Origin of the sequence: Nocardia implantans (assembly GCF_035544775.1) — a bacterium.
Classification (GTDB): Bacteria; Actinomycetota; Actinomycetes; order Mycobacteriales; family Mycobacteriaceae; genus Nocardia; species Nocardia implantans.
The window spans coordinates 281,917-297,521 of record NZ_JAYKYQ010000006.1 but is presented as its reverse complement, the minus strand read 5'-3'; the positions used below and the strand labels follow the sequence as shown (position 1 = coordinate 297,521).

12 protein-coding genes are annotated in these 15,605 nt (G+C 70.0%); 9 read left to right on the top strand and 3 right to left on the bottom strand.

Annotated features, from left to right (window positions below):
- The first annotated feature begins 219 nt into the window (after window positions 1-219).
- Genes eccD through eccCa form a run of 3 tightly spaced genes read left to right on the top strand, consistent with a single transcriptional unit; the run spans window position 220 to window position 7,235 of the window.
- Window positions 220-1,698 carry a type VII secretion integral membrane protein EccD gene (eccD, locus tag U3653_RS16855; protein WP_323124510.1) on the top strand — a complete coding sequence of 493 codons (1,479 nt, stop codon included), beginning with the start codon at window positions 220-222 and terminating at the stop codon, window positions 1,696-1,698.
- Window positions 1,695-3,110 carry a type VII secretion-associated serine protease mycosin gene (gene mycP, locus U3653_RS16850; RefSeq protein ID WP_323124509.1) on the top strand — a complete coding sequence of 472 codons (1,416 nt, stop codon included), beginning with the start codon at window positions 1,695-1,697 and terminating at the stop codon, window positions 3,108-3,110. Before eccD ends, mycP begins: the two co-directional genes overlap by 4 nt.
- A gap of 45 nt (window positions 3,111-3,155) precedes the next feature.
- A complete protein-coding gene (eccCa, locus tag U3653_RS16845) occupies window positions 3,156-7,235 on the top strand; it encodes a type VII secretion protein EccCa (RefSeq protein WP_195080408.1) in 4,080 nt (1,359 codons plus the stop codon).
- A gap of 125 nt (window positions 7,236-7,360) precedes the next feature.
- Here eccCa and U3653_RS16840 read toward each other — a convergent pair whose 3' ends face one another.
- Both U3653_RS16840 and U3653_RS16835 read right to left on the bottom strand, forming a co-directional pair.
- Window positions 7,361-7,966, bottom strand: coding sequence for a GNAT family N-acetyltransferase (locus U3653_RS16840; protein ID WP_195080409.1), 606 nt, complete (start codon window positions 7,964-7,966; stop codon window positions 7,361-7,363).
- A gap of 3 nt (window positions 7,967-7,969) precedes the next feature.
- Window positions 7,970-8,773 (bottom strand): GntR family transcriptional regulator, encoded by an 804-nt coding sequence (locus U3653_RS16835; RefSeq protein WP_195080410.1) that lies wholly within the window; start codon window positions 8,771-8,773, stop codon window positions 7,970-7,972.
- A 358-nt stretch (window positions 8,774-9,131) separates the two neighbouring features.
- Between U3653_RS16835 and U3653_RS16830 the strand changes: the two genes are divergently transcribed.
- Complete coding sequence (locus tag U3653_RS16830) at window positions 9,132-9,443, top strand: DUF4254 domain-containing protein (protein ID WP_323124508.1); 312 nt, start codon at window positions 9,132-9,134, stop codon at window positions 9,441-9,443.
- Window positions 9,444-9,492: 49 nt separating this feature from the next.
- Here U3653_RS16830 and U3653_RS16825 read toward each other — a convergent pair whose 3' ends face one another.
- Window positions 9,493-10,401: a MinD/ParA family ATP-binding protein gene (locus U3653_RS16825; RefSeq protein ID WP_323124507.1), complete on the bottom strand. Its 909-nt coding sequence runs from the start codon at window positions 10,399-10,401 to the stop codon at window positions 9,493-9,495.
- On the opposite strand from U3653_RS16825, the gene U3653_RS33260 reads away from it, so the two are divergent.
- From U3653_RS33260 to rpsK, 5 genes are all read left to right on the top strand, one after another.
- Window positions 10,395-10,586, top strand: a complete 192-nt coding sequence (locus U3653_RS33260; RefSeq protein ID WP_353963130.1) for a hypothetical protein — start codon at window positions 10,395-10,397, stop codon at window positions 10,584-10,586. The two genes, U3653_RS16825 and U3653_RS33260, sit on opposite strands and share 7 nt — an antisense overlap.
- Window positions 10,587-14,076: 3,490 nt before the next feature.
- Complete coding sequence (infA, locus tag U3653_RS16820; RefSeq protein WP_003418601.1) at window positions 14,077-14,298, top strand: translation initiation factor IF-1; 222 nt, start codon at window positions 14,077-14,079, stop codon at window positions 14,296-14,298.
- Window positions 14,299-14,447: 149 nt separating this feature from the next.
- Window positions 14,448-14,561 carry a 50S ribosomal protein L36 gene (gene rpmJ / locus U3653_RS16815; protein WP_011207363.1) on the top strand — a complete coding sequence of 38 codons (114 nt, stop codon included), beginning with the start codon at window positions 14,448-14,450 and terminating at the stop codon, window positions 14,559-14,561.
- Window positions 14,562-14,810: 249 nt separating this feature from the next.
- Complete coding sequence (gene rpsM, locus U3653_RS16810; RefSeq protein WP_039795645.1) at window positions 14,811-15,182, top strand: 30S ribosomal protein S13; 372 nt, start codon at window positions 14,811-14,813, stop codon at window positions 15,180-15,182.
- 9 nt (window positions 15,183-15,191) lie between these two features.
- Complete coding sequence (rpsK, locus tag U3653_RS16805; RefSeq protein WP_195080412.1) at window positions 15,192-15,605, top strand: 30S ribosomal protein S11; 414 nt, start codon at window positions 15,192-15,194, stop codon at window positions 15,603-15,605.

The window sequence follows — 15,605 nt, the reverse complement described above, 5'->3', positions numbered from 1 at the left end:
TTCGTTTCTCGTAGTAGAGACGTTCATCTGGATACCAGACTACCGATCGCGCGCGGCCCGGTTCGTCCGTTACATTAGGTTCAGCTGCCGGGAGGTCGCAACGCAAGAGTCGGCTATGTGTGAGTGTGCTCGACGAGTGGTGAAGTCGGGTACTCAGGACAGGTTCCAGCAAATGGTGTCGATGCGAGAATCATTGTTCCGGATGAGGGCGGGGGAAGGTTGCCGTTGATCGAGTCGGCGAGCGGCACACGTGCCACCGAACCCGTATTGAGTCGTGTTTCGGTCATCGGTGGAAACACTCAGATCGATGTCGGATTGCCTGCCACCGTGCCGATCGCCACATTCATCGGCGATCTGGTGGCGCTCATCGAATCGCGCGATCCGGAGCGTCCCGAGGCCGAGGAGGACGCGGCGCCGCTGGACGCGCGGCACTGGACGCTGGCCAGGCTCGGACGCGAGGCGATCGCGCCGAGCCGCACGCTCACCGAGGCCGAGGTCTACGACGGCGAGCTGCTGGTGCTGCGGTCGGTCGCCGCGAAGGAAGCGCCCGCGCTGTTCGACGACGTCATCGACGCGGTATCACGGTTGACGGCGGAGGAATTCCGGAGCTGGTCGGGAGTGGCCGCCCGCTGGATGGGCCTGGTCGTCTCGGCGCTCACCGTGCTGGTCACGCTGGCCGTGCTGGTGGTCTCCCGCGCGAACGGCGATCCGATCGCGCCCGCTCTCGCCCTGCTCGGTTGTGGCACAGCGGCTTTCGTCGCGGCGGGCATCGCCGCGCACCGATACTCCGACCCGGTGACCGCGACCTGGCTGTCACTGGACGGACTGCTGGTGCTGTTCGGCGGCGCTGCGCTGCTGGTCCCCGGCACGCTCGGCAGTCCCCATCTGCTGCTGGGCAGCTCGGTGCTGCTGATCGCGGCGCTGCTCGGTTACCGGATCACCGGCGCGGGCGCGACGCTGTTCTCCTGTGCCGCCGCGCTCGCCGTGATCGCGGGTGTCGCCGCGGCGATCCATCTGATCTGGCATCCGGGTCTGCCGAAGCTGTCGGCCGGTCTGCTGGTGGCGGGCATCGCGATCATCTCGGCGGTGCCGCGGCTGGCGGCCGTGCTTGCGCGGCTGCCCATTCCGCCGGTCCCCACCGCGGGCGGCGCGATCGACCCGGCCGACCACGAACCGCGACCGACCATCGAGGGCATCGGCGCCATCGGCGCCAGCGCGCTGCCCTCCGCGGCGGGACTCGGGCTGCGCGCCCGCACGGCCAACCGTTTCCAGTCCGGACTGATCGCGGCCTGCACCGCGAGCGCGGTCGTCGGCGCGTTCGGCGTGGCGGATCCGCTGGGTTCGCCGCGCTGGCAAGGGGTCACGCTGGCGGTCGTGACCGCGATCATCCTCGCGCTGCGCGGCCGCTCGTTCGCCGATCTGGTCCAGGCCGCGACGCTGATCGGCGGCGGCTGCCTGACATCGGTCGCACTGACCGCCGGATTCGCCGTCGGCGATTCGGACCACACCTTGCTCGCGGCCGGCATCCTGCTCGCGTTCGCGACCGGTGTGGTCGGGTTCGGGGTGATCGGCCCTCACATCGAGGTCACCCCGGTGACCAGGCGGATGATCGAAATCTTCGAGTACTTGCTGATCGTGTCGGTGATCCCCCTGGTGTTGTGGGTGATGAACATCTACTCGATGGCCCGGAACATATGACCGGCAGCGCATCCCGCCGCAGCGTCATGCGGATGGCCTGCGCGGCAACGGTTGTCGGTGCCGCGATTGCCGGGCCGTGGCCCGCCGCCCGGGCGATCACCCCGCCCGGGATCGACCCCGGCGCACTCGGCGTCGCACAGGCTTTGAGCGTGCGGCCCGCGCCGCTGGAACCGACCGAACAGCGCGCCGTGTGCGCCGAACCCCTGCTCACCGGCGCGCCGCCCAGTGAGCCCCCGATGGCGCAGCGGGTATTGGATCTGCCGTCCGCATGGCAGTTCAGCCGCGGTGCGGGGCAGAAGGTGGCCGTCATCGATACGGGGGTCAATCCGCACCCGCGGCTGCGGTCCTTGCAACCGGGCGGCGATTTCGTCTCCGACAGCGACGGAACGGTCGACTGCGACGGCCACGGCACCCTGGTCGCCGGGATCATCGCGGCCCAGCCGAGCCCCGGCGACGCCTTCGCGGGCATCGCGCCCGACGCGGACCTGCTCACCATCCGGCAGCTGAGCTTGGCCTACGAGCCGAAAGACCGTGCGGGGCGTGGTGATCCGCCGGGCAAGATCAGCAGCGACGGTTACGGCAGCGTGCTCACGCTGGCGGCGGCGGTGGTCCGCGCCGTCGATCTCGGCGCCACCGTCATCAACATCTCCGAAGTCGCCTGCACCGCGGCCGGATCGGACACCGCGGACGCCTCGCTCGGCGCGGCGGTGAAGTACGCCTACGACCGCAATGTCGTCGTGGTCGCGGCGGCGGGCAACTTGCAACCCGACGGCGCCTGCTCGAAACAGAACGAAGGGTCGGGCTGGGGCTCGGTGGCCACGGTCGCGAGCCCGGCCTGGTTCACGCCCTATGTGCTGTCGGTGGGCTCGGTGGACTCGACCGGCCAGGTGTCGGAGCTGTCGCTGCACGGCCCATGGGTGGGCGTCGCCGCGATCGGCCGCAATATCGTTTCGCTGGACAGCAAGCCGGGCGCGACCGGGCTGGTGGACGGCGTCCAGACCACCGACGGCATCAGGGCCGTTGAAGGCACCAGCTTCGCGGCGCCCTATGTGGCCGGGCTGGCCGCGCTGGTGCGCGCACGCTTCCCCGAACTCACCGCCCAGCAGGTGATGGACCGCATCGTCCGCACGGCGCACGGACCGGGCACCGGCCGCGACGACCGGATCGGGCACGGCCTGATCGATCCGCTCGCCGCGCTGACCGCGCAACTGCCGGACAAACCCGTGAGCGCCGACGCCGACGCCGCCCGAGCCGTCGCAGCGCCGGCGCGTCCGCCCGGCCCGGACCCTCGGCCGCGCCGGATCGCCGTGCTCGGCTCCATCGTGTGCCTGGCCGGTCTGGCCATCGGTGTGGCCGTGGCGTTCCCGTTCCGCCGGACCAGGCAGGACCTGAACGCGGAATTCGATCCGTAGCGCGGGCGCAGCTCGACCGCTCGCCGCCGACCGAACGAAGGAATCATGGCTACCGAAGGCTTTGTGCGCCGCCCCCGCATCGCACCGCCCCGGGCACCCGGTGGCGAGGTGGCGCTGACCGCACCGCCGGAGATCGCGCGCGCACTGCCCGCGCCGCTGATGATGAAGCTGATGCCGATCGTCATGGTGGTCGCGGTGGTCGGCATGATCGCCATGATGGCGATGATGGGCCGCAACCTGCTGGCCAATCCGTTCATGATGATGTTCCCGATGATGATGCTCATGTCGATGGTCGGCATGATGGCCGGGTTCCGGGGCGGCGGGCCCAAACGCGCGGTGGAACTGAACGAGGAACGCAAGGACTACTTCCGCTATCTCGACCAGGTCCGCAAGGAAGTGCGCCGCACCGGCGGCAAGCAACTGGAGACGCTGCGCTGGAGTCATCCCGAACCCGCCGACCTGCCGTCCCTGATCGGAACCAGGCGGATGTGGGAGCGCAGGCCCAACGACCCCGACTTCGGGCACGTGCGCGTCGGGGTCGGCAGCCACCGGCTGGCCACCAAGTTGGCGCGCCCTGAGACGGGGCCGCTGGAGGATCTGGAACCGGTGTCCACCGTGGCACTGCGCCGATTCGTGCGGACCCATTCGGTGGTGCACCGCCTGCCGACCGCCGTGTCGTTGCGCGCGTTCCCCGCGATCAACATCGGCGGTCCGGCCGATGAGGCGCGCATGCTGGTGCGGGCGATGCTGATGGAGCTGGCGGTGTTCCACGGTCCCGACCACCTCGCCATCGCGATCGTCTGCTCCGACCCGGACGGCCCGGCCTGGTCCTGGGCGAAATGGCTGCCGCAGCTGCAACATCCGACCCAGCGCGACGGCATGGGTTCGGCGCGCATGATGTACCACTCGCTCGGTGAGCTGGAGACGGCGCTGGCGGCCGAGCTGCTCGAGCGCGGCCGGTTCATGCGCAACCCACAGCCGACCCAGGGGCGACTGCACCTGGTGGTCGTCATCGACGACGGCTACGTGAGCGGAAGCGAACGGCTGGTCAGCGAATCGGGTCTGGACTCGGTGACGGTGCTCGACCTCACCGCGCCGGAGGGCGGGCTCGCGGCCCGGCGCGGACTGCAACTGGTCGTCGCCGACGGTGAGGTGGCCGCGCGCAGCGCCGCCGGGGTGGAGAAGTTCGCCACCGCCGACGAGGTGAGCACGGCCGAGTCCGAGTCCTTCGCCCGCGCACTGGCCAGATACCGGCTGGCGACCGCGGCCCAGATCGTCAGTCTCGGCGAGGGGACCACGGCCGATCCCGGACTCATGGCGCTGCTGAAGATTCCGGACGCGGCCCAGATCGATCCGGCGCGGGTGTGGCGTCCGCGCACCGGCCGCGAGCGGCTGCGGGTGCCGATCGGCATCACTCCCGACGGCACCCCGGTGGAGATCGATATCAAGGAGTCGGCGGAGAACGGCATGGGCCCGCACGGCCTGTGCATCGGCGCCACCGGCTCCGGAAAATCCGAATTCCTTCGCACGCTGGTGCTCTCGCTGGTCACCACGCATTCCCCGGACGCGCTGAACCTGGTGCTCGTCGACTTCAAGGGCGGCGCGACCTTCCTCGGCCTCGATTCGCTGCCGCACGTCGCCGCGGTGATCACCAACCTGGAAGAGGAACTGTCGCTGGTCGATCGCATGAAGGACGCGCTCGCCGGCGAGATGAACCGCCGCCAGGAACTGCTGCGTTCGGCGGGCAACTACGCCAACGTCACCGACTACGAGAAGGCGCGCGCCGCCGGCGTGCCGCTCGACCCGCTGCCCGCGCTGTTCATCGTGGTCGACGAGTTCTCCGAACTGCTGTCGCAGAAGCCGGATTTCGCGGAGCTGTTCGTGATGATCGGCCGCCTCGGCCGGTCGCTGCACGTGCACCTGCTGCTGGCCTCGCAGCGCCTGGAGGAGAACAAGCTGCGCGGCCTGGAATCGCACCTGTCCTACCGGATCGGCCTGCGCACGTTCTCGGCGAACGAGTCACGCGCGGTGCTCGGCATCACCGACGCCTACCACCTGCCCAGCGTGCCCGGCTCGGGATACCTGAAGAGCGACGCGTCGGATCCGTTGCGGTTCAACGCCAGTTACGTGTCCGGTCCGTACGTCGCGCCGCAGGGCACGGTGACCGGCGAGGACGGCAGCCCGGTCGCGGGCCGGCGGCCCGCGTTGTTCACCGCCGCTCCGGTGGAGATGCCGGAGGCGATCGAAGCCGGCGTCGAAGCGGAGCCGGTCGCGCCGTCGAACCCGCTGCTGGAGCTGCCGCCGCCACCGTCGGCCGTCGGGGCCGCGCCCGGCGCCGACGAGGGCATCCCGGACACGTTGCTCGACGTGGTGGTCAAGCGGCTCACCGGGCACGGCCGCCCGGCCCACGAGGTGTGGTTGCCGCCCCTGGACGAATCCCCGACGGTGGACATGCTGCTGCCGGACCCCGACTGGCGGTCGCCGGTCAACCGGCACGGCCAGCTGTGGATGCCGATCGGCGTCATCGACAAGCCCTACGAGCAACGCCGCGATGTGCTCACCATCAATCTGGCCGGCGCCCAGGGCAATGTCGCCGTCGTCGGCGGCCCGCAGTCGGGCAAGTCGACGACCCTGCGCACCATCATCATGGCGACCGCCGCCACCCACACCCCCGAACAGGCGCAGTTCTACTGCCTCGACTTCGGTGGCGGAAGCATGGCCGGGTTGTCCGGCGTCCCGCACGTCGGTTCGGTGGCCGGTCGTCTCGACGGCGACCGGGTGCGCCGCACGGTCGCCGAGCTCACCACGCTGATGCGTCAGCGCGAGGAGCGCTTCGCCGCGCTCGGCATCGAGTCGATGGCCGAATTCCGGCGGCGCAAGTTCGGCGACGGCCGCCGCGTCCAGGACGGCGCGGCCGGGCCCGCCGATCCGCTGGCCGACGACAAGTTCGGCGACGTGTTCCTGGTGATCGACGGCTGGGCCGCGATCCGCGAGGAGTTCGACATGCTGGAGCCGCAGATCAACGCCATCGCGGCCCAGGGTCTGTCGTTCGGCATTCACCTGATGATCGGCGCCGCGCGCTGGGCCGAGATCCGCCCGGTGGTCAAGGACCAGATCGGCACCCGCATCGAGCTGCGGCTCGGCGATCCGTCCGACTCGGAGATGGGCAGGCGCACCGCCCACCAGGTCCCGGTCGGACGTCCCGGCCGCGGTCTGACCGCCGACCAGTTGCACATGCTGATCGCCCTGCCGCGCTTGGATTCCGACTCCGACCCGGGCAGCCTGGCCGACGGTGTCGCGCAAGCGCGGGCCGGACTCGAACAGCAGTACCCGGACCGCCGCGCGCCCGAAGTGCGCATGCTGCCGCTGCGGTTCTCCAGGGACGAGTTGCTGGCCTCGGCGAAGGCGGAAGGCGTCGAGCTCGGCCCCACCAGGGTCGTCGTCGGGCTCGGCGAGTCCGAATTGCAGCCGCTGGTGCTGGACTTCGGCGTCGAACCGCACTTCATGGCATTCGCGGACGTGGAATGCGGCAAGACCACCCTGTTGCGCAACATCGTGATGGGCGTGGTGGAGCAGTCGACCACCGAGCAGGCCCGGATCATCATGGTGGATTACCGCCGGACCATGCTGGGCGTGGTGGAGGGCGACCACCTGGCCGGGTATTCCACGTCGTCGCAGACCTGCGGCCCGATGATCCAGGAGGTGGCCGGGTATCTGGCCAAACGGATTCCCGGCTCGGACATCACGCCGCAGCAACTGCGCGAACGCAGCTGGTGGAGCGGTCCGGAGATCTACATCGTGGTCGACGACTACGACATGGTCGCCGCGGGCACCGGCATGAACCCGTTCGCGCCGCTGCTGGAATTCCTGCCGCAGGCGCGCGACATCGGCATGCATTTCGTGGTCACCCGCCGCAGCGGCGGTGTGTCCCGCGCGCTGTACGACCCGATTCTGGGCACCATGAAGAACCTCTCGGTGGAGACGTTGATCATGAGCGGGTCGCGGGACGAGGGCAAACTGATCGGTGACGTGCGGCCGAGCAAGCTGCCGCCAGGACGCGGAACGCTGGTCTCGCGCAGCAGGGGAATCGAGATGGTGCACATCGCGCATCTGCCGCCGATCTGAGCGGCGCGCCGTCGCGCGGTGGACGCCTCCGTCGTGCGTGCGTGCGCGGGAGGTCGCCGGTGGTGTGCGGGGGCGCCGCGCATCGGGACGTGCCACCGCCATCGCGAGCGCCCGAGTACCGGCGCTCAGTTGTTCGGCGGCGGGCGCAAGAGCGCCGACGTGCTCACCCGCCCGGCTGCGGTCACCCGGACGGGAAGGGCGGGATCCCAGGTGTCGGCTCTCCGCTCGAACAGCGCACGCGAAGGTCCGAGCGCGAGTGGTCCCCCCGCGACACGCACCAAACGGAATCCCGCCGAACGGTAATAGGCGTGCAGGTCGGTATTGGTGGTCCACGCGTCGAGCCGGACCCAGGCGCGGCCCTGCGAGCGGGCGAGCGTTCCCGCGTGCGCGAGCATGTAATGGCCGACGCGCTGGCCCGCGAATCGCAGGTCCACGATCATGTAATGGACGATCACCGCGTCGTCGAGTTCCCATCGCGACCACAGACCGTCGTCGGCGCGGTCGTTGACCGTGATGGTCCCCGCCGGTTCCCCCGCGACCTCGGCGATCCAGGTCTCGCCCGCGTCCAGCGCGCGTCCGACGGCGCGGGCGAAGATCTCGATGGGCAGGCCGCGTCCCGCGACCGTCCACTGGTCGGAGCCGCGCGCGGTGAGCCACGCCGTGCGCTGCACGCGCAGGCGGCAGATCATGCCCAGATCGCCCCATGTCGCCTGGCGCAGCGCGATCGTCATGGATTACGCCCGGCCGGACCCGTGTGAATCGGCAAGCGTGTTCCGGATGACCGCGGTGCCTTCGGCGTCGCCGAGTTCGTAGGCGAGCCGATTGCCGGTGGCGAGCGAACGTTGCCGCGTGGCACGGGTGACGCGCTCGTGGGTGGCGCCGATCCGCAGGTGGTCGAGCAGGATGGTGCCGGTGGCGACGCCGAGCACCAAGGCTTCCTCCGCATTGGCCGGCCGCGCGACGAGCGTGTCGCGGTGCGCGGTCTCGGCATGGCCCCGGTCGGCGAGACGGCGGGTGGTGCCCTCCGGAATGTCATGCGGCGAGTCGATTCCCGTCGCCTCGGCCAGGTCACGGGGATAGAAACTGACCTCCCACGACCACGGCTCGTGGTCGAGATACTGGACCACCGTCCTGGCCAGCACCCACGAATCCGGCGGTACACCCAGCCAAGACGCGACCTCGGGGCTGGCGGGCTCCATCTTCGCGCTGAACTCCTTCGACGGCTCCCGGTGCGCGGCCCGCGCGATCTCCTCGAAGATGTCGTGCGGGGTCTGCGGCCGGTCGGGGCGGATGGAATCGGTGACCACCGATTCCAGAATCTCTTGGTTTCGAACGATCGTCCCGCGGGAAGTAGCTGTATAGACGAGATTTTCGGCCACCAGCACCTGGATCGCGTTGCGGGCCGTGGTTATCGAGACCTGCATTTGATCGGCAAGTTCCGAGTGACTGGGCAATCGATCGCCCGGTTTCCACTTGGCTGCGCGGATCTCCTCGCGGAGGAGGTCTGCGATCCGGTGATACGTCGGACCGTCCGCCATCTTGCTCCTCGGTTGGTCATGCAGGTAACGAAGTGTACTCTTCGTGACTCCCTACGGCCCGGTAACGCTTGACAGGTGCCTTCAGAGGTTTATTGTAATGAAGTCCTGATCCGGTGTTGTGCGGCGATGACGGCGAGGCAACGTGGCAGGTTCGGATTCAACGGTCGTAATGACCCTCCCCGGCACACCGAGGTGTGCCGATCCTTCGGTGCGCTCTTCGGCACCGGGATTGCTTCCCACGTCCGACCTATTGGTCCGGGCGTGTCGCGGACACCGCGTGGTCGGTGGTCCGCTCCTGTGGTTCGCTCGTGATCTGGCAGTGCTACATGAGCGCCGCTTGGTCGGCCGCGGTGGTTCGGTGGACACCTCTGTGGCGGTGGTCCGCGAAATCGAGCGTCGCAGAATCGAATTGGTGATGGCCATCGACGACTGGGTGATGCGGAACGTGCCGCAGCATCGGCTCGGCGCCACCTTGCACACCGAAACGGTGGGCGCGGTGATCGATCGCCTCGCCGAATCGTCGGTGCGCGCGCACCACGCGTTGATGACTCTCAACGCGCACGACGAGTTGCTGCACAACGCGTGGCATCATCTCGCCGAACTCGCGGACGCCTACGACGATCTGGTGCGCGATGTCATGGCGGGCAGACGGCGTCTGCCCGAGTGGTGAGCGGCTGATCCGTTCGCCCTTTGCCCGCCGGGCCACGGCCCGGCGGGTGTCACGGGCGATAGCGACGGTGATCGGTGGCGAAATCGTCGGCGACGGTCGCGGCCAGTTCGACGTAGGCCCGCTTGGTCTGCTTGTGCAGCCGGTGCAAATCGATTTCGGCGCCCTCGGACATGTGCGCGTCGAACGGGATGATGTGCACGGCGCGGCACCGGGACAGGAAGTACTCCCGTAGCTGCTGGATACCGACATTCGGCGATCCGGCCCGCGGGGAGTTGATCACCACCACAGCGTTGCGCACCAAATGGTCGTGGCCGTGCAGGGACAGCCAGTCCAACGTCGCTGCGGCACTGCGCGCTCCGTCGATCGCGGGGGAGGAGATCAGTACCAGCGAGTGCGCCAGGTCAAGCACACCGGACATGGCCGAATGCATGAGTCCGGTGCCGCAGTCGGTGAGGATGATGTTGTAGAACCGCTGCAGGATCCGGGCGACCGCGCGGTACTCCTCTTCGCTGAACGCCTCCGACGCGGCCGGATCACGTTCGCTGGCCAGCACTTCCAGACGGCTGGTCGCCTGCGAGGTGTGCCTGCGCACATCGGAATAGCGCTGGATGGTCGAATCGAGGAGCAGGTCGCGCACGGTGGACCTGGTCTGCAGCGGCACCCGCTGCGACAGCGTGCCGAAGTCGGGATTGGCGTCCACCGCGATCACCCGATCGCCGCGGATGGAGGCGAAGGTGGAGCCGAGACCCATGGTGGTGGTGGTCTTCCCGACGCCGCCCTTGAGCGACAGCACCGCGATCCGGTAGTCGCCGCGGACGGGCTGCCTGATCCGCGCGACCAGCTCCTGCAGCCTGCGTTCCTCCGCGGACATACCGGGGTTGATCGCGCCGCCGGACACGTGGTGCACCGCCTTGCGCCATCCGGTACCCGGCGCCTTCTTGGCCCGGCGCAGTGGCACGTTGTCCAGCGAAGGCTGCTGGAAGGGTGCGCCTTGCTGCTGGAGTGGGGCGCCTTGCTGTTGGAGTGGGGCGCCTTGCTGTTGGAGTGGGGCGCCTTGCTGTTGGAGCGGGGCGCCTTGCTGCTGGGCGGGCGGCTGTGCATAACCCGGCGGCGTGCTCCACTGGGGGGCTGTTTGCCCGGTGATCTGGTGCGGTGGCACGGAATGCGGTGCTGCCGACGCGGATTCCGGGGCGGAGGTATTGCGCCACTGGTCGGCGGGGGCCTGTGGCGGGGTGCCCGGCGCCTGCGCACCCGCGAATTGCATTGGCGAGGCTGCGGTTACGTCGCTTCCGCCATGGGGAAGCTGCTGGGTGCCCTCCGCGACGTAGGGCGTTTCGGGTCGTGGCGGGGGGACGGGCTGCTGGTCGAAGCCGGGCGCTTGTCCGACCGGCGCCTGCGAAGCCGACGGTTCGTTCGGTTCCGCGTACAGCCGGTGTCGTCCGCCACCTGCGCCGAGTCCCGCCGCCGGGCCTATCTCGGTCGCGCTGGTCCAGTTCGGTGCGTGTGCGCTGGAATCGCCTTGCGCGCGAGCGACATCGACCGAACCGGCGGCGTTCGGCTGCACGGGGGTCTCCGGCGTGCGAGCGGAAGCCGGTGGAGCGCCGGTCGCGGCGGCGCTGTGCGGAGCGGGCGGCGCGGCGAGCCCACCTTGCCCGGCATGCGGGGCGGAGGGGGCCGGTTCCGTGACGCCGTAATCCGCGGGCGGTTGGTGATCGGCGGGCGTATGAGTTTCCGGCGCCCGGTCTGCCGGTGCGGCGGTCTCCTGAAAGGTGGGCGGGAGTCCCGGACGGTCCGGCCGGCGTTGCTCCGGCGCACTGTGACCGAGCCAGGGCGGCGGGCCGTCCGCGCCGCGCGGCGGCAGGCGGTGCTCGTCCGGAGCGGCTGGGGATGAACCGGATCCGCCGGTGTGCGGCGGGTCGGGCAGCGGTGGGAGTCGGCGCGGCGCGTCGGTCGCGGACGCCTCGGTCTGCTCGGGCCGGGGTGCGGCGAGCCAAGGTGGCGGACCGTCAGGAGTCACCGCAGGGGGAACAGCCGAGACGGTCTGCGGGGCTTGCAGCGGATGCTTCGCTGTGGGTGGTGTGTGGTCGGCCTCGCTTGACGGCGTGAGGTAGCTGGTGCCCTGCCCGAACTCCGTACCTGCCGTTGTGGCTGGTGCATGAACCGCTGCCGCGCCCGCCCCGACAGGGGTGTTCTCGCTGTGCGGTTCGTCCGAACTCGCACCGCTTGATCGCACTCCAGCGCCGGGTTCCGCTCCCTGGCTCCCGGCCTCCCGGACCGGGTTCGGTCCAGCAGAAGCCGCGCTCCCACCCCCGGGCGCCGATAGCCCATCGCCGTACTGCCGTGTCTGCTTGTCGGCTGCAACCCCGGATTGCGCTCCCTGCGGCTCGCCGGAATGTTCCCCGCTCGACAGCGCGGCCGACTCCCGTGCCGAAGAATCCGCGCCGGCCGGTGCCCCGCTCGCGGTCGAGACCTCGCTTGATGGGGGTTGGGTGCCGGTTGTCGTCGGCAGGGGTGCGTTGTGCCGTGCCGTGTGGTCCGGGTCGGTCGGCGCCCCGCTGGCGGCGCTCGGTGCTTCGCTTGTGGTGGGGGCGTCACCTGTTGTGGGTTGGGTGCCGGTTGTCGTCGGCAGGGGTGCGTTGTGCCATGCCGTGTGGTCCAGGCCGGTCGGTACTCCACCTGTGGTCGCGCTACCGGTCGGCCCGGCAGTGCCCGTGGTGGGCGGTGTGCCGGTCGGTGCCGATGCCTGTGCGCTGTGCGAACCCGGCTGCTGGGTACCGGTCGGCGCAGCGGCCACGCCGGTGGTGAGCTCGGACGGGGGAGCGGGTGGGGTGGCCGTCGGCGTCTGCGGGTACCCGCGCTGCCGCGTCGGGTGATCCTGGGTGGACGGAGGCGCTGCGGAGTGCCCGCCGACGGTCGGCGGAACCGGCGCATCGCCGGTCGGGGCTTCCGGACGCGCGCCGGTCGGCCACGGCTGCTGCGGACCGTGCGGTGGGAGTTCGCCGGGAGCCGTCGGTGAGTGCCCGCTCTGCCGTGCCGCATGGTCCGTCGGAGGCGGGGGCACGGCGGGGTATCCGCCGTGGAGCGTCTGCGCGGACATGTCGGCGGCGGTCGGAGTTTCCGGCTGTTCGCCGGTCGGCCGCGTCTGTTGCGAACCGTGCGCCGGGAGTCCGCCGGGCGGCGTCGGTGAGTGCCCGCCTGTCCAAGCCGCATGGTCCGTCGGAGACGGGGGCACGGCGGGGTCGGGTGACTGCACCGAGGTGTCGCCGCTGGTCGGAGTCGTGGTCGTCCAGGGTTTGGGCGACCCGGCACCCGGCTGAGCCGCCTCGTTGCCAGTCGGTCCGCGGCCCGCTCCCTGGCCGGGCGGAGCCGCGTTCGGCCACAGGCTCGGCGCCACGGCTGAGAGGGCGGCGTCGAGCCGAGGGTTGCCGGTGGACGGCCATCCGCCGAGTTGCGGACTGAGCGGAGGCCGGCCGCCGGCCTGTCCGGGTGCGCTCTGGCCGTGTGACGGCCGGGCGTGCTCGTCGTTCCGCGTCGCGGCGGGCCGTTCCTCGGCCGATTGCCGGGGCGGCGGTGGCGGGAGGTCGGGCCTGTCCGCCGGCTGGTCGTTCGGCACGGGCGGGTTCGTGGACCTGCTGCCCAGCGGCTGGAAACCGGGCGACGGCCGCGACGGGTTGCGGGTGGGCAGGCTGTGCTGCGGAGTGTTGCCGCGCTCGGGCGGCGCTTGCCACGAGTTGTCCTGGGCCGGTGGGGTGCGGTCGTGGCCGGGCTGCTGCCAGGATTCCTGCGGCTGCTGCCAGGACTCCTGCGGCGGCCGGACCGGTGCGGGCTCGTCCGGGACCGGTGCGGGCGCGCGGCCCGCCTCGACGTGCCGCTGGTCCTCCTCCGCCGGGCCTTCCTGCTTGTCGCGGCGCCAGCCCTTGCGGCGCTTCTCCGGCCGCGCGGCCTCCGGGCGCTCCGCCTCGGGCGCGCGGTTCTTGAAACGGCCGCGCCTGCGGCTGGGGGTCTCTTCGATGAGGTCGTCGTGCGGAAGGTTCTGCACCGGCGCTTCGTAGCCGCTCTGGCTGACATCGCTCTCCGACAACCACGGCGGCAGCATCGGCAGGCCGTCATTGCTACGGCTCACGACTGCGCCTCGCCGCCACTCGGCGCGCCGATCCGCTCGCCGCGCTCAGCCACGACTCGCCTCGCTGCCGCTCGGCTCGGTCGCGGCCAGGGGCGCCCCGCCGGTGACTCGCTCGCTACGCTTACTCACGGCCTCGCCTCCCTGCCGCTCGCTTCGGCCGCGACCGAGAGCGCCTCCGCCGGTGGCTCGCACGCTGCGCCGGCTCACGCGTCTCCCTCGATCTGCTGGACCCAAATACCCGAACAGCGGCCAGTTTACGCGACAACCCGGCGCCGTCGTGGCACCGCGTCCGAGGCCCGCCACCAGTGGGAAGGCGGCTGCGAAACCCCAGGCGACACCGGTATACAGGGAGGCATTTTTGCTCGATCCGGAACGGGTCGGTAAGCTGGAGCGGCGGTGCACCTACGCGCCGCCTGTTTGTGTGCGAGCGGTCCGCTCCAGCGGCCCGGTCCCATTCGAACAGAACCAGGCAAACAAACCAGGTTGAGCGTAACCGGGATCGCGGAGGACATGGCGAAGAAAGACGGGGCCATCGAGGTCGAGGGTCGAGTTGTCGAACCGCTGCCCAATGCGATGTTCCGGATCGAGCTCGAGAACGGGCACAAGGTTCTCGCGCACATCAGCGGGAAGATGCGGCAGCACTACATTCGCATCCTCCCCGAGGACCGTGTGGTCGTCGAGCTCTCGCCCTACGACCTGTCGCGCGGCCGGATCGTCTACCGCTACAAGTGATCGCGCCCGCGCGATCGGAGTCGGTTGCGAACCGGCGGTCCCGGCGTGAGCCGGGGCGGAGTCGAAGGACTCACACCAGAACTTCCCCAGTCGCCGACTGGGGAAAAACTGTGTTCACACCCCTGTGAACCACAACAGATTGGACGGACGTGAAGGTTCAGCCGAGCGTCAAGAAGATCTGCGAGAAGTGCAAGGTGATCCGCCGTCACGGCCGGGTCATGGTGATCTGCGACAACCTGCGCCACAAGCAGCGCCAGGGCTGAGCGGAGGCGAGGGCCACCTCGCACCACCCGCCCGAGGCTTGCCGACGGCGCCGCTCGACGCGACACCAGCCAAGCACCGAACCGCAGTTCGGATTGGCAAGAAGAACTCCCAGCACCAGCCGCACGCTGCGGAAATCCAGGGTTCGCCCTGGGGCGTGCGCGCCTACCACCGGTTCGGAGGCCGGTGCCCCACCACGACGAGGGGACGGACAGGGAGCAGACCTCCGCAACGATTAAGGAAGCTGCCAGATGGCACGTCTCATGGGCGTCGACCTCCCGCGCGAGAAGCGCATGGAGATCGCACTGACCTACATTTTCGGCATTGGCCGTACCCGCTCCAAGGAGATCCTCGAGGCCACCGGCGTCAGCCCGGACCTGCGTTCGAAGGATCTCAGCGACGATGATCTGACGAAGCTGCGTGACTACATCGAGGCTTCGGAGTTCAAGGTCGAGGGTGACCTGCGCCGCGAGGTGCAGGCCGATATTCGCCGCAAGATCGAGATCGGCTGCTACCAGGGCCTGCGCCACCGTCGTGGCCTGCCCGTGCGTGGCCAGCGCACCAAGACCAACGCGCGCACCCGCAAGGGCCCGAAGCGCACCGTCGCCGGCAAGAAGAAGTAGGGATAACCGATGCCTCCGAAGAGTCGGGCCGCGGGCCCGAAGAAGAGCCAGAAGTCGCGTCGCAGGGACAAGAAGAACGTCCCGCACGGCAACGCGCACATCAAGAGCACGTTCAACAACACGATCGTGTCGATCACCGACCCGAACGGCAACGTCATCTCCTGGGCGTCGTCGGGTCACGTCGGCTTCAAGGGCTCGCGCAAGTCGACCCCGTTCGCCGCGCAGCTCGCCGCCGAGAACGCCGCCCGCAAGGCGCAGGAGCACGGCGTCAAGAAGGTCGACGTGTTCGTGAAGGGCCCTGGTTCGGGCCGCGAGACCGCGATCCGCTCGCTGCAGGCCGCAGGCCTCGAGGTGGGCACGATCTCCGATGTCACCCCGCAGCCGCACAACGGCTGCCGTCCGCCCAAGCGGCGTCGCGTCTAG